The 14,402-nt window shown below is 41.7% G+C and carries 10 protein-coding genes and 1 tRNA gene; 3 read left to right on the forward strand and 8 right to left on the reverse strand.

Annotation, left to right across the window (positions count from 1 at the left end; genetic code table 11):
• Nucleotides 1–35 precede the first annotated feature (35 nt).
• The 3 genes from cas8c to cas3 form a co-directional block, all read right to left on the reverse strand.
• Nucleotides 36–2,183: a type I-C CRISPR-associated protein Cas8c/Csd1 gene (gene cas8c / locus ACR63T_RS10160; protein ID WP_472783914.1), complete on the reverse strand. Its 2,148-nt coding sequence runs from the start codon at nucleotides 2,181–2,183 to the stop codon at nucleotides 36–38.
• Nucleotides 2,180–2,929 carry a type I-C CRISPR-associated protein Cas5c gene (gene cas5c / locus ACR63T_RS10165; protein ID WP_472783915.1) on the reverse strand — a complete coding sequence of 250 codons (750 nt, stop codon included), beginning with the start codon at nucleotides 2,927–2,929 and terminating at the stop codon, nucleotides 2,180–2,182. Before cas5c ends, cas8c begins: the two co-directional genes overlap by 4 nt.
• A 63-nt stretch (nucleotides 2,930–2,992) precedes the next feature.
• The gene (gene cas3, locus ACR63T_RS10170) at nucleotides 2,993–5,635 is read right to left on the reverse strand and encodes a CRISPR-associated helicase Cas3' (RefSeq protein WP_472783916.1); all 2,643 of its coding nucleotides are present in this window, start codon (nucleotides 5,633–5,635) and stop codon (nucleotides 2,993–2,995) included.
• A gap of 422 nt (nucleotides 5,636–6,057) precedes the next feature.
• Between cas3 and ACR63T_RS10175 the strand changes: the two genes are divergently transcribed.
• Together ACR63T_RS10175 and ACR63T_RS10180 are read left to right on the forward strand one after the other, a co-directional pair.
• Nucleotides 6,058–6,825: a class II aldolase/adducin family protein gene (locus tag ACR63T_RS10175; protein WP_472783917.1), complete on the forward strand. Its 768-nt coding sequence runs from the start codon at nucleotides 6,058–6,060 to the stop codon at nucleotides 6,823–6,825.
• Between the two features lie 21 nt (nucleotides 6,826–6,846).
• Nucleotides 6,847–7,725, forward strand: coding sequence for an alpha/beta fold hydrolase (locus ACR63T_RS10180; RefSeq protein ID WP_472783918.1), 879 nt, complete (start codon nucleotides 6,847–6,849; stop codon nucleotides 7,723–7,725).
• Between the two features lie 81 nt (nucleotides 7,726–7,806).
• On the opposite strand, the gene bhcD is transcribed toward ACR63T_RS10180, so the two are convergent.
• From bhcD to ACR63T_RS10205, 5 genes are all read right to left on the reverse strand, one after another.
• The gene (gene bhcD / locus ACR63T_RS10185) at nucleotides 7,807–8,826 is read right to left on the reverse strand and encodes an iminosuccinate reductase BhcD (protein WP_472783919.1); all 1,020 of its coding nucleotides are present in this window, start codon (nucleotides 8,824–8,826) and stop codon (nucleotides 7,807–7,809) included.
• A gap of 155 nt (nucleotides 8,827–8,981) precedes the next feature.
• Nucleotides 8,982–10,133, reverse strand: coding sequence for a 3-hydroxy-D-aspartate aldolase BhcC (gene bhcC / locus ACR63T_RS10190; RefSeq protein WP_201569883.1), 1,152 nt, complete (start codon nucleotides 10,131–10,133; stop codon nucleotides 8,982–8,984).
• 190 nt (nucleotides 10,134–10,323) lie between these two features.
• Complete coding sequence (gene bhcB / locus ACR63T_RS10195) at nucleotides 10,324–11,304, reverse strand: beta-hydroxyaspartate dehydratase BhcB (protein ID WP_201569884.1); 981 nt, start codon at nucleotides 11,302–11,304, stop codon at nucleotides 10,324–10,326.
• A gap of 99 nt (nucleotides 11,305–11,403) precedes the next feature.
• On the reverse strand, nucleotides 11,404–12,567 hold the full coding sequence (gene bhcA, locus ACR63T_RS10200; protein WP_472783920.1) for an L-aspartate--glyoxylate aminotransferase BhcA: 1,164 nt from the start codon (nucleotides 12,565–12,567) through the stop codon (nucleotides 11,404–11,406).
• Nucleotides 12,568–13,032: 465 nt separating this feature from the next.
• Nucleotides 13,033–13,755, reverse strand: a complete 723-nt coding sequence (locus ACR63T_RS10205; protein ID WP_472783921.1) for a DarT1-associated NADAR antitoxin family protein — start codon at nucleotides 13,753–13,755, stop codon at nucleotides 13,033–13,035.
• Nucleotides 13,756–14,203: 448 nt separating this feature from the next.
• On the opposite strand from ACR63T_RS10205, the gene ACR63T_RS10210 reads away from it, so the two are divergent.
• Nucleotides 14,204–14,280, forward strand: a tRNA-Val gene (locus tag ACR63T_RS10210).
• Nucleotides 14,281–14,402 lie beyond the last annotated feature (122 nt).

The following is a 14,402-nucleotide window of genomic DNA, read 5'->3' on the forward strand; positions in this document are numbered from 1 at the left end:
ATTAAGTTTTGAATACATAGATTCTAAAGTCTAAATTAAGCGGTTTCGTCAGTAGTTTCTAAATGCTTTTTATCTTCACGGGCCTTCTTAGACTGCTGCTTATCCAGTTTTATTTGCATTTTTTGACTATGATAACCGAGCAAGAACTCACCTGATAAAGCTGCATCACTATTGAAGTCTTCAACGTCGAAGCGACTCATAATTTGGTCTAGTAAGTCCTGCATATTCGCAAGATAACCTGCACGGTTAGATTTTAGACGGTTCTCATAAGGTTTGAGAGCCAGCTCAATATTGCGCCATGTGGTAAAGGGTCGATTGGCAAACTGCTGCATATAGCGCTGTGCTGTTGTATTGCGCTTTTCGCCAGCGATATATAACGCCAAACTCTCAATATCTTCGGCAACTGCCAGCAAGCGACCATATAAATAATCTCGGCTGTTATAGTCTGTTTTTAATGCCACGGTATAGCTCCTTTTTTTATGGTCTGATTGACGCAAATGATATCCACGATATAAAGCACAGGCGACGCCTAACGCTTGCTCCCATTCCCAGTGTTCTAATGTCAACGGATTACAGGCACGCTTAATACATAAATCTACCAGCTGCCAAGGGAATCGCCTCGACTCTCCCTCCACGATACACGGCAGTACTTGTGAGACCACTTGTTTTTTAAGCGCATCTGATACACGAGAACCGTAAGCCACTTGCGCTATCAGCTTAGGTATTGGCGCTTTGATGGTCAGCTTACGCTCGTTGGTATTATTATCCTTATAAGTGGCATACCAAGAAAACTGCTGATACCAACACTCTAAAGCATCAATATAATCATCTGGCATGGTTTCATGATAATAGGTAACCGCCATGCGCCCAGGGGTAGCGGCATCTAAGGTAATAATTGAGATTTGATCGTGTTTATCGAGTCGTTGACGATAGCCTTGCATGGTATTGTTAAGGTGCGTAGCAAAGGTCTGACCTAGATTATTGCTATGATTAATTGGAGATATAGAGTCATTGTTAGAGGTGATATCTTCTTGCACATCGTCTTCATTTTCCATCTCTTCAAAACTATCAGCATTTATTTCCTCAGAAGTGTCGGAACTATCTTCTATATCTTCTTCAACTGATACTGTATGGTCTGACACCTCAAATGTCACATTTTGGTCAAATGATTCAGTAGGTTGTAGGGTTTCTTTACCCGAGATTGCCCAAGCAACGACGGCTTGACCAGCTTCTTCGCGTCCTTGACGGGTCAATAACCATGACAAAGCAGCATGAGCTTTTTCAGTGACGACCGCACTGATATTTGCCCCTTGTAGACCATGCGCTTTAATAGATTTTTCATCGTCGGTAAAGCGTCCTAGGAAGGTAAAGCTGGATAAATCATTGGCTGATATAAGCTTAGCATTGGTGGCGCTACGCAGAATGCGATTGGGATGTTTGCTTGCCAGCGGACTGTCTTTGCCAGTGATGTAACAAAAACCATCGGTGCTATCGAGCGTGGCATAAAACTGCTGCCATGACTCAAACAAACTCTCATCTCGCCATGTTTCAGATTTACCATGCTCAGCTTGTTTGCCCAGTTTTGTGGCAGTAACTCGCCAAGCGATAAATGCCGCTCCTTGGTCAAATACCCCTTTGTTCTTATTCAAAGATGACAAAAGGCTATCAGGATAATCACTGGCTTGTTCAGGGTAGGCAAGTTTGCTGGTATTATCAGGGTCAGCAATCAAAACATTCGCCTCTAATAAATCTTTGACTAGCGTGCCTTTTTGTACATAGTTGAGGACAGCTTGCGCTTTTGGATGATTATACTTAGAGTTGCACCAACCACTTAATTCTTGCTGATAAAGATAATAGTAATCATCTTTATCGCCATTACCGTAGTCGTGAAAGTCTTTACCAACATATTGCAACTTATCGGATAATGGATGAGCAACTGGTTTAGAAGTACGATTAGCAGAAGCATTGGTCGCTGGAATCACTAAGTAGCTTGATTTAACCTTGCCGTTGCCATCTCGGCATACCTCAGCGTTAACAAAGTCGCTTTTATCGTTGATAGTCACGATAATTTGCACGTTTTGATTGACATGATAATAGGGCATTAAGCTGCTTTCTTGCGCTTGAATCTCTTCGTTTTGGCTTGCCAGCTCATAGGTTTGATACAGTCGTTGCAACCAGCTCATAGCGACTCCTCCGTACTGGTGACGGACTCAATATTCTCATCAAGCGTAAAGGTCTTGGCGTTCATAGCGCGGACAAATCGATTGGGCATACCGTTACTACTATCGGCTTGCAAGTCATCAGTGGGCTTGGGAAACTCTATAACCCCAAAACGCATCACAGCGTGCCAAAAGCGGCTGTGCAATTCATCTACACCAGTCTCATCAGGATAAGCGAAACTATGAAACATCAGCCCGTAGCCTAACTCATCAGTATGATCGTAAGCGCCTTTACCACTACCAAACTCACAAGGTTCGACATAACCCTGACATTCTCTGGCACCTAAAAATATATCTTGGCGACCGCCTTTATCGACCATACGTTTGGCAATACTATAATGCTTGCCATCTATACGGTCAGCTTCAAGCTCTGGGCGGTGCATATTCCATTCAAAGTGCGCCTGCACTTGATAAGCGACGTCATGAAGATAAGTATAATAAGCCAAATCGTTGCCGTCTTTATGATATCTAATCGGCTTCATACCTTTGGTTTGTGTACGAATGGGATTTATCACACGTACTTTATCGATGTACCAAATGATGCTAGGCTTCCAATAGATACTTTTACAAACACCTTTTAACGCTTCATAAGTAGGCAAGTGATAACTGGTCTTTTCACCACCGATACGAGTGATGGGATCAGTGAATAAAGCGTTTCGTCCTGTGAGGAGAAATTCGATTAAGTTTTTTGGTTTTATATTTTGCGACATTTGATTTCCTTTCATGACTTAAAATAATTTTGGTTGTTATGACTCTAGAACATCTACCTTGTTTCAAAACCCTTCTATAAAATCAAGCTTGCCATCTCCCGCTACATCTAACCCCATATGCTCATCGTAGAACTTCTCCGACAAAGTAAAGATACCTGTATCTCTAACCTGTTCTATAGCGTGCTCTTGCTGTAATTTATCAAACATATAAGGAAAAACATTGACGCTATATTGCTGAGCTTCTCGCGCCAGCTTATAAAATTCTTTGTCACTAACTTGCGTCCCGTATAAAGCAGTAATTAAATCACGACCTTCATCTTCATAAGGTACGATAATGGCTTTGGTTGGTGCGTCAATAGCTTTAAAGGCACGTCCTGCATCCATAAATGATTGCCATAACTTAGGGAACTGACCGTTTTTAAGTCTGCTGACGTTATCATTATCGACCGCAGGATTGAGACTATTATTGCTTGTCCAACCAAAGATAGTGTCACTACCAAAAGACTTGCCATCCGTCTGTTTAATGGGATAAGCCATTTGCTGCCTGGCAAAATCTGTTGTATAAAACACTTTAAAAAAGTCAGTCATAATATCGGGGTCAAGCAGATGTTTATCTTGATTTTCGGGTCGAGATAGCAGCGGCAAAATATGATTCTCCATCTGCTCTTTACCAAGCTTAATGGTAGGTAGCTTACTGAGACTTTCCTTATCAGGCTTCACAATAAAAACCTGCCCTTTGGTAGGATTATCATTCTCATCCTTCATTTCGCCATGACGATTACAACGTCCTGATGCTTGCGCGATACTATCTAGCCCTGCTAGGAACCGAATGACCGATGCAAACGACACATCGACACCCGCTTCAATAAGTTGGGTTGAGATAACCAAAGTCGGTAGACCTTGTTTTAGGCGTGCTCTAATTTGCGCAAGTAAGTCTTTACGATGACGCGCACACTGTCCTGTACTCAAATGATATAGCTCATCTTCGGGCAGACTCTCTGATAATGTCTGATAGAGCTGGCTTGCCCAAATCTTGGTATTTACAATCACTAAGGCGCTGGCATACTCATCAAAATTCTCGCTGATATAACCCGTCATACTATTTAAATCTTTTGCTTGTTTAGTATGGTCGTGAATCTCTACTCGCTTTAAAGTATCGAATAATTCTGTCAACTGGTCACGATTACCAATGATTTCTGTCGCTGGATTAAGGCTACCGTTATGTGCGATAGGCAAATTATTCAAGACAGGCTGGGTTGCGGTACACAGCACCGCAGTAGAACTAGCATAACTAGTCAAAAAGTTAATGGCGTTACAGAATAAGTAATAGCAATTGATAGGTAAGGTTTGAACCTCATCAAATATCAGTACTGCACGGCTCAACTGATGTAGACGTCTGACGCCTTTGGTACCGCCGCCAAAGCAGCTTTCCAAAAACTGCACCATCGTAGTAAATACAATGGGCGCATTCCAGTTGTCCATGATGAGTTTGCTTTGCCATGTCTGCAAATCAGGCTCTAAATTAGAGTGTTGCTCCAATATCCAATCTCCAGCATAACTGCCATCAGCTAGCTTTTCCTCTAGGATATCTCGTATTTCTTGAGCGTTTTGCTCAATAATACTGGTAAAGGGAATGATGTAGATGATACGGTCGAGATTATGGCGTTTTGCGTGTTGAACAGCAAAGCGTAGGCTAGCAAGCGTTTTGCCGCCACCTGTCGGTACGGTTAGGGTATAAATACCTTGCTCTTTTTGTCCTGTCTCATAGCAAGTACTAGCAATAAGGTTACGCTGATAATTGATAGGGTTAGGAGGACTATGTTTGGCTTTATCGACAAAACCATCGTATAGCGCTTCGACTTTATTTATAGCGGTTTGCCAATCAGGATGAGAATAATCTAAGAGGTGAGCTTGGCTCGGATATTCGAAGGCAATGCTGTTGCTGCGGTCAGCATCTATAAGGCAGCTAAACAGCATCCGTGCGTAAAAGCCGATATAAAAGTCTTTTTGTTTGGGTTTGGAAATGTTATCTTTTAAGAGCTTATCAATAACATGGTTAAATTCTACAAGTGTGTTGCCCTTGAATTTTTCTTCTAAATCAGCAAATAAAGTGTTATTGCTAGCATTTGCTAAAGACTCCTGATAATGTGATTTGTCTTCTGTTTTGAGCTTACGGTTGTGTAGATAACGATTTCCTTTTTGGTCAACGACATTAATCATCCCGCTATGGTGTGAGGCAACGCAGATAAATAATATATCGGCAAGCAGTTTACCTTGACCAATGGTTATTTTCTCTTGATTAACTTTGTTGATGCAACTAGTTGATAGACGTTTAAATTGTTCATAAAGATAAATGGCACCAGCTGTAGAATGATCAACAGAACCCCTTGTGGGCTTATCTTGTAATTTTAAAGCTTCGAAATCATCATCTACCGTTTCGCTTCCAGACTTAGCTTTGTCATGAGCCACACATAGTTTAATATAGGTCTGAAACGCTTTACTATATTTACCTAAATCATGTACCAGACCTATTAACTCACCTGACAATGGTAAGCCAATTTTAGCCGCTAGAGTTTTGGCTATTTCTGCTGTACCTGTTAAGTGGTCATAAAGCAATTGTTCGCTACCATCACTCTTTCGCACATGTGCGATAAACGCGCCACTTCTCTCGTTCTCTTTAACACCAAAATTAGATTTATTTTTCATTATTTATAATCCAAACAAGAGTTCTTAGATTCGCTAAAACAACCATAGCCTAATCTGCCTAAAGTAACAAGACTCTATACAGTAAGAAGCGACATCTAATGTCGTTGATTTATACTAGCTATTTTTCTATACCTACCAAGTGAAAAAATACGCCCTAATCTCTCCCTCCAAAATTCCGATTAGTCAAATAAGAAAAAAGCAGCCAAAGTTAGAGTAACTTGACTGCCTTGACAGCTTGTTAATTTAAGATAAGTCATGAGCACCGATATGATTGGACTCAAAAAACTCAGTAGTTGATGCTTGTAGCATTGACAGCAGTGCTTAATTTTTATAAAGTTTAGTAAAATTAATCACTTATAATGATCTTTATAAGCATCTATAAAACTTTATACACAGCAGCTAAAACCGTCAAGGATGACATTATGCAAAATGAGTCAGTATCAAATGTTAGAGAAAACGTCACTGAGGCTGAATGGAAAATGCGCGTCGATCTCGCCGCTTGTTATCGACTGATTGCGATGTATGGCTGGGATGATCTAGTTTTCACTCATATATCCGCCCGTGTGCCAGACACCGAAGATGCATTTTTGATTAATCCTTACGGCTTATTGTTTGAAGAAATCACCGCCTCAAATCTCGTCAAAGTCAATCAAGCGGGTGAAAAAATATCGCCATCAAATTACGATATCAATCCAGCAGGATTTACCATCCATAGCGCTGTACATGGCGCACGTCACGATGCCCACTGCGTACTACATTTGCACACTGGCGATGGCGTCGCGGTATCAGCGCAAGAGCAAGGTTTGCTACCTATCTCGCAGCAGTCGTTATTTCCTCTGTCTAATTTGGCCTATCATGACTATGAAGGCATCGCCTTAAACCCTGAGGAAAAGGTGCGATTGGTGGCGGATCTTGGTGATGCTAATTTTATGATACTACGCAATCACGGCTTGTTGACTTGTGCTAGCAGCGTCGCTGATGCCTTTTTGTTTATGTATATTATGCAAAAAGCTTGCGAGGTGCAGATAAAAGCGCAGAGTGGCGGCGCTCCTTTGACCCAAATACCCGCGCAGATATTAGCAGGTATTCAAGCGGCATCGGCACAGGTAACCAAAGGCGCTGGCGGTGATATTGCTTGGCCTGCTCTGTTAAGAAAACTACGCCGAACTGACTCTTCGTTTGAGGAGTAAGCCAATAAAGGAGCTGCGATAATGGTCACTTTGAGCGATTGGCAAAATCAGGGACAATATCAGTTTATTAATGGACAGCAGATTTTTACTCGCTTTGCAGGTGATAAAAACGCGCCAGCCTTAGTATTGATTCACGGTTACCCTAGTGCTAGTTGGGATTGGGAGGGCATGTGGGATGAGCTGACACAGCACTACTATGTGATCACACTTGATATGCTAGGTTTTGGCTTGTCGGATAAACCTAAAAATGCAAACTATCTGCTCAGCGAACAAGCCGATCTTTTTGAGACTGTACTAGATGGACTTAATATTGATAGCTATCATATTTTGGCGCATGATTATGGCGATACCGTCGCGCAAGAGCTACTAGCAAGGCAAGTTTATGATAGCGATATTAATAAGAAACACATCGCCAGTGTCTGCTTTTTAAATGGTGGTCTATTTCCTGAAACTCATAAGCCAATACTCATTCAAAAGTTATTACTCTCACCATTAGGTTTTTTGATCTCAAAGCTCATCACCAAGCAGAAATTTGCCACTAATTTGCAAAAAATATTCGGTCCTAATACTCAGCCAACATCTGAGACTATTGATACGTTATGGCAGCTGCTTAGCTACAATAATGGCTTGAGGGTAATGCACAAATTAATCAATTATATTCCACAGCGTAAACAGTATCGCGCGCGTTGGGTAGGTACAATTACTGACAGCTTAATACCGATCAAGCTAATCGCTGGCGCAAAAGATCCGATCTCAGGTCAGCACATGATCGATCATTATCGTAAGCTGATTCCTAATGCCAATATTACGACAATGCCCATGCTAGGACATTATCCGCAAATAGAGGATGCGGATGCTATTACCAAGGCTTATTTAGCATTTAGAGAGGGTATTGATTGATAAGTATAAAAAAGCAGCCAAATAACGAATTATTTGGCTGCTCTAAAAAGGTATAAGCTATTTCATAATAACTTTAAAAAATTATAGCGAGATATGCTGAGCTTCGCCTTTTTCGACCGCAAGTTTGGCAGCAGCAGAGGCAACGGCTAAATCCTGCAAGCCAACGCCCGTACCATCAAATAAGGTAATCTCATCATCATTGCTACGACCCGCATGGTCGCCATTGATGACCGCACCGATTGGCGTGATGTCAGACTCTTTGATCGTGCCCGCTTTGATCGCGTGCTGGGTTTCACCTAAGCTAATAGACTGTGCAATTTCATCAGTAAATACGGTCGCAACTGCCATCAGATCAGCATCTACTTCTTGCTTACCGACCGTATCCGTACCCATGCAAGCGATATGCGTACCTGGTTTGATCCAATCTTTCATCAATAATGGCTCAAACGCTGAGGTAATCGTGATGATGACATCAGCCTCGGCACACAACTGCTCACGATCAACTGACTCAAACGGGATACCAGCCTCATCAGCAACGGCTTTTAAGTTGCCAAGTTGATCAGCATCTTTATTCCAAGCGACTACCTTTTCAAAACTGCGTTGCTCAAGAGCCGCACGTAACTGAAAGGTAGACTGGTGACCTGCACCAACCATACCGATAACCTTGCTATCTTTGCGAGCTAAATGGGCGATTGATACCGATGATGCCGCGGCAGTACGAACCGCAGTTAGATAGTTGCCGCCGACGAGCGCACGTAATTTACCATTATCAGGATTGAATAAAAAGATGGTGGATTGATGGTTAGTCAAGCCTTTAGCCGCATTGCCAGGCCAGTAGCCGCCTGACTTTAGACCTAATGACTTACCTTTTTTATCAAAGCCTGATTTGAAGCCATAAAGCGCATCAGCATAGCCGATAGCTTCACGAATAACAGGGAAGTTATAAGCATCTCCGCTTGCCATTGAAGCGAATACGTTTTCAACCGCAATAAATGCTGAAGGGCGATCAATGACTGATTTACAGGCCTCTTCTGAGACAATGATTAAGCCTTCGTTATTGGCATCGTTGTTATTAACATCGTTATTAGCTGTACTCATCATAAATTCCTTTTATTATTGATGTTTATCAAATTCTTAAAAAATTTTAAATATTTTTTATAAAATTAGGGGCCGCTGTAGGCTAAAGCTACAACAGCCCCTGTTAAACTAAACGGATAAAATTAAACGAATGGCTAGTAGTTCTAGCTTTGCACTAATTAGTATGCGCGACCACGTGCAGATACTGGCCATACAGACTCAACTTTGCCGTTACGTACGCCAATGTAGAAGTCATGAATGTTACAAGTAGGATCACAATGACCTGGTACTAGTTTTAGTTTTTCATTAATTTTTAGCACAGCATCAGGATCGCTTACTACGCCATGCTCATCTGAGCACTTAACATATTCAACGTCATCACGACCGTAGATGAATGGTAGGCCACTATCTACTGATTGTGCTTTTAGACCTGCATCAACGATAGCTTTGTCAGGTTTTGCATGGCTCATCACAGAAGTCAGGATGAATAAGGCATTTTCCCACTCACCAGCATCAATACGGTTACCGTCTTCATCTAAGATGCGACCATAGTCAGCATCCATAAAGGCGTAAGAACCACACTGTAATTCGTTGAAAACACCTGAATTACTTTCGAAGTAGTAACTACCTGTACCACCACCTGAAACGAATTCTGGCTTTAGACCAATCTCAGTTAGCGCATCGATAGCTTCTTGTACTTGATCGATAGCGATTTGAGTTTTAGCTTTACGATCACTGTAACTGTCCATGTGCTGCATCGCACCTTGGTAGGCTTGAATACCCGTGAAATGGATATTTTCAGCAGCATCAATCGCTTTAGCAATCTCTACTACTGCTTCAGTAGTCGTCACGCCACAACGACCCGCGCCACAGTCAATTTCGATATAGCAGTTAAGCTCAGTGCCAGCTTCGGTTGCAGCAGCTGATAACTCGGCAGCGCTATCGACATCATCGACACAGACGGTGACTTTTGCACCTAGTTTAGGTAAGTTAGCTAAACGCTTGAGCTTAGCAGGCTCACGTACTTGGTTTGATACTAAGATATCTTTGATACCACCGCGTGCAAACACTTCCGCCTCTGATACTTTCTGACAGCATACGCCGATAGCGCCGCCCATCTCTTCTTGCAGTTTTTGTACGTCAACTGACTTATGCATTTTACCGTGGCTACGATGACGCATACCATGGTCTTTAGCATAGTCGCCCATTTTTTTGACGTTACGCTCAAGGGCGTCAAGATCCAAGATCAAGCAAGGGGTTTGAATATCAGCTTCATCCATACCAACTTCAGCAGGGACGTTAAAACCAACTTCTAATTCTTCAGTAATCATTCTCATGCTCCATTTATTTTGATTGATTGTATGTGACTATAAAAGGGTCATTAACTTGCGCATAACTTACGCTTAATCAATGCCCAGTTTTGTTGCGCCAAGTATTTAAAGATCATACTTAGCATCAATACCTAATTAGTGTTGCTTAGTTGCTATTGTTTCTTAGCTGCTAACACTTAATGGCTTAAGATTAGTTCCAAGGCAGTTTATCAAGATCTACGTTACCACCTGTGATAATAACCCCAACCTTCTTACCTGCAAACACGTCTTTGTTCTTCAAGATAACCGCAAGTGGTACAGCACAGCTTGGCTCAATGACAATTTTCATATGCGTCCAAGTCAGTTTCATCGCTTCAACGATTTCTTCTTCGGTCGCGGTCAGAATATCAGTGACATAGTTGCTAACAAAATGCCAAGTCAAATCTTTCAATGGCACCTTTAGGCCATCAGCGATAGTATCTGGGGCATCATCAGCGATAATATGACCGGCTTTAAATGAGCGCGCTGCATCATCAGCATTGACAGGCTCAGCGGCATAGATTTTGACATCAGGGGCTAAGTTCGACAAGGTCAAGCAAGTACCTGAAATCATACCGCCGCCACCGATTGGGGCAACAACCATATCAGGTGTTACGCCGCGCTCTTCCATTTGCTCCAAAAACTCACGTGAGCAAGTCGCTTGTCCTGCGATAACGCGTGGGTCATTGTACGGATGGACAAAATCACCGCCAGTTTCTTCTTGAATCTTAGCAAACACTTCTTCACGTGAAGTCGTTGATGGCTGACATTCAGTGATAATACCGCCGTAACCACGTACTGCCGCTTTTTTGGCTTCAGGTGCGCTATAAGGCATGACCACATTACAAGGTACACCGCGCTGACCTGCCGCATAAGATAAAGATAGTGCATGGTTACCTGAGCTATGCGTACAGACACCATTTTTGGCTTCTTCATCACTCAAGCCAAATACGGCGTTTGAAGCACCACGAACTTTAAAAGCGCCTGCTTTTTGAAAGTTTTCGCACTTAAAGAACATCTCACAGCCAGCCAGCTCGTTCAAAAACGATGAGGTCAAAACAGGAGTACGATGAATATATGGCTTAATGCGCTCATGCGCCTCAAGCATATCGTCAAGGGTTGGAATTGTTAAACCATCTTCATTAGTAATCATAAAAAACTCCTTGTCTATTTTTTATTTGTCTTTCTACTATCTATTCGCCATTCGGTTATTGCGCTAGTTAGTTATTGCGATAATTAGTTATTTTGATAATTAGTTATTGCGGTAATACTCTTGGGCAGCAGCAACGCCTTGACCTAGGGTGATTGGATAATCCAAGTCAGCCATTGCCATCTCAAGCGTAGCAAGTCCTGATAACACCATTACCTCAGTAAGTGATCCTAAATGGCCTATTCTAAATGCTTTACCTGCCATCTCACCTAAGCCGACTCCAAAAGAGATGCCGTACTTGTTAAAGGCGTGATCGGTCAGCTCATTACTGTTAAAGCCTTCTGGAACATAGATCGCGCTTACCGTTTGAGAATATAATTCAGGTGATTTTGCCGCAAGCTTAAAGCCCCATGCGCTAACTGCTTGGCGCACACCTTCGGCTAAACGATAATGACGTGCGTAGACATTCTCAAGGCCTTCTTCAAACAGCATATCAAGACTGGCTCTCATGCCATAAATCAGATTCAGTGGTGGGGTATAAGGAAAACCACCATTAGCATTGGCTTTTAGCATGTCACGGAAGTCAAAATAAGTACGTGGCAGTTTTGCTTGATCCATAGCCGCTAGTGCTTTTGGGCTAATCGCTAATACGGCCATACCTGTAGCCAGCATAAAGCCCTTTTGTGAGCCTGCTACTGCAATATCAACGCCCCACTCATCCATTTTAAAAGGTACAGACGCGATTGAGCTGACACCATCAACGAATAACAATGCTGGATGATCACTGCTATCCATGGCGGTGCGAACCGCGCCAATATCACTTAGAACACCAGTCGCGGTTTCATTATGGGTGACCATCAGTGCTTTGATTTCGTGATTGGTATCGGCTGCTAAAATAGCCTGAAACTGATCGGCAGGAGCGCCCTCGCCCCAAGCACATTCGATAACTTGTAGATCTAGACCATGACGCTGGCACATATCAATCCAGCGATGCGAGAACATACCATAACGGGCGATGAGCACTTTATCACCTGGTGACAAAGTATTGCTGATAGCCGCTTCCCAGCCACCTGTGCCACTAGAGGTAAATAAAAGTACTTCACCATCTTCGGTTTCAAATACCTTTTTGGCATCAGCCAGCACGGGTAAAAACGTTTGGGAAAAATCAGGAGCGCGATGATCTTGAGTTGGCACGTTCATCGCATGACGAAGTCTTTCTGGTATGTTGGTAGGACCAGGAATAAAAATAGGGTTCTGTAACGACATGAGTCACATCCTTGTTAGTGTATATAGAAGGTACACAAAAATTGCATATATAGAGTATCAGGGCAAAATAAATGCAAGAGTCTTCCTGACTCATACAATTTTTTGTGTTGTGCAGATTTAAGTATTTTATAGATTTTAAAAATTAACCATGTCAAAAAAAGAAGTTGCAGGTGACTTATCACTAGGCTGCTTACTGCTTTCTTTTTATGGTGTGTCTTGCGGTAACGGTTTGTACGAATAATACGAATGTTTTGGGACTGTTCAACGAAGGAGTTTGGGTTGAAAAAGTTTAGGTACTGAAGCGTAGATACTGAAGCCTAGATATTTAGCAACCAATTAAAGCCAGCATCATTGAAGTTGTTGTTTAACATACAGGCAAACACATTTTTTTACAAGTGTAATTTGCATGATTTTATCTTTACCCGGCCAAAAAGCACTCTATTGCTATCAAAAACTTTATAACTACTAAATCCAACCTTCTTCTAACAATGACTCCGTATTACTGACTTTAAACTCATGATATAAGTTAAAAAACGTCATCGGGTCTTCGACACCATCGAGCAATTCGCGTTTACTCAGCGCTACAAACATAGCTAGTGCATAGGCTGAGCAATGAATGGACTTTTTGGGATTAAACTCAATATTAGTAAAAGCTTGATACTGCATAACCTGCTCGGCAAGCATAGGGTTTTGCTTTAGAGCCGTCACATAGAGCCAATCATAAAAGGTAGTTAATGGCTCTACGCTCCACTCTAGACCAAAATAATTATAGCCAATTAGCTCACCTGAAGTGACCAAGCGCTCATCTTTTTTGGCTTGTCTTGGCGCTACCGTTAGAAGATCAGTAAAGGGACCTCCGTATTCAAATACCATGCTGCTTTGAAAGGCGTTTTCGACACTACAGTGCTGACCACTATGCTCATTGTACTCATTCGTTAGCTGTAAACTCAATGGACTGAGTGAAAAGCTCAACTTATTACCTGATTTGCTAGAGAGCTCTAAGACATTACTAAAGCCATACTTCTTACGAATCACTTGATGCAAGTCATTAATGGATTTTTTCTTCTGACGACTGGCAAATCCTACATGCCGCTCAAATCGAACCATATCAGTTTTTACCAGATTATCACTGTTAACTCTGGGCATGAATACAGGTCTTTGTTCGATAGTGCTTGGTGTTTGTTCCATATTCAAAATACCTTGTATAGCTGGTTTTTTAGAAATAATTTTATAGATAGCTAGAATACATAGCTAAAACACTTTGAAAGCGACACAGTGTTGCTAGTGTATTTATATTGCTTTTTGCCGTATAGCTATTAGGGCGTATCGCCATTAAAAAATGAGGATAAAAACTGTCGTCAGTTGGGCGTGTTGATTGTCTTAAATGATGACAGACCCTAGGTTGAATGAGCCATTCGACGGGCATTTTAACACAAATAAAAATTGCAAAACCACAGTACAGTACTAAAAGCACAATCCATGAAAATATGTACTTGATACGGACAGTAGAATAACACCAATTGTTAATTAACAATAAAATCTCACTTCAAAATAGCAACCTTATAATAATAATTTGGCTTTTCATAAATAAACGCTTGCAAAGTCGTCAAAACTTGCTAAAATGCTCAACCTAAATAGGCGTATAGCTCAGTTGGTTAGAGCGCTACCTTGACATGGTAGAGGTCAGCAGTTCGAATCTGCTTATGCCTACCAAATATTTAGAAAGCCCCAGTCTAACGACTGGGGCTTTTTTTGTCTGTTATAAACCATTTATCATCATTATTCAATCAGCTCTGAGTTATATTGTAAAATTAAAATAAATGATTTGTTTTAAA

It is taken from the genome of Psychrobacter sp. M17(2026), assembly GCF_055699815.1.

Bases quoted from the DNA above. Each gene is read 5' to 3' on its own strand.
- bhcD (WP_472783919.1), bottom strand. From the start codon at position 8,826: ATGATGAGTACAGCTAATAACGATGTTAATAACAACGATGCCAATAAC.
- bhcA (WP_472783920.1), bottom strand. From the start codon at position 12,567: ATGTCGTTACAGAACCCTATTTTTATTCCTGGTCCTACCAACATACCA.
- ACR63T_RS10175 (WP_472783917.1), top strand. From the start codon at position 6,058: ATGCAAAATGAGTCAGTATCAAATGTTAGAGAAAACGTCACTGAGGCT.
- bhcB (WP_201569884.1), bottom strand. From the start codon at position 11,304: ATGATTACTAATGAAGATGGTTTAACAATTCCAACCCTTGACGATATG.
- cas8c (WP_472783914.1), bottom strand. From the start codon at position 2,183: ATGAGCTGGTTGCAACGACTGTATCAAACCTATGAGCTGGCAAGCCAA.
- ACR63T_RS10180 (WP_472783918.1), top strand. From the start codon at position 6,847: ATGGTCACTTTGAGCGATTGGCAAAATCAGGGACAATATCAGTTTATT.
- bhcC (WP_201569883.1), bottom strand. From the start codon at position 10,133: ATGATTACTGAAGAATTAGAAGTTGGTTTTAACGTCCCTGCTGAAGTT.
- cas3 (WP_472783916.1), bottom strand. From the start codon at position 5,635: ATGAAAAATAAATCTAATTTTGGTGTTAAAGAGAACGAGAGAAGTGGC.
- ACR63T_RS10205 (WP_472783921.1), bottom strand. From the start codon at position 13,755: ATGGAACAAACACCAAGCACTATCGAACAAAGACCTGTATTCATGCCC.
- cas5c (WP_472783915.1), bottom strand. From the start codon at position 2,929: ATGTCGCAAAATATAAAACCAAAAAACTTAATCGAATTTCTCCTCACA.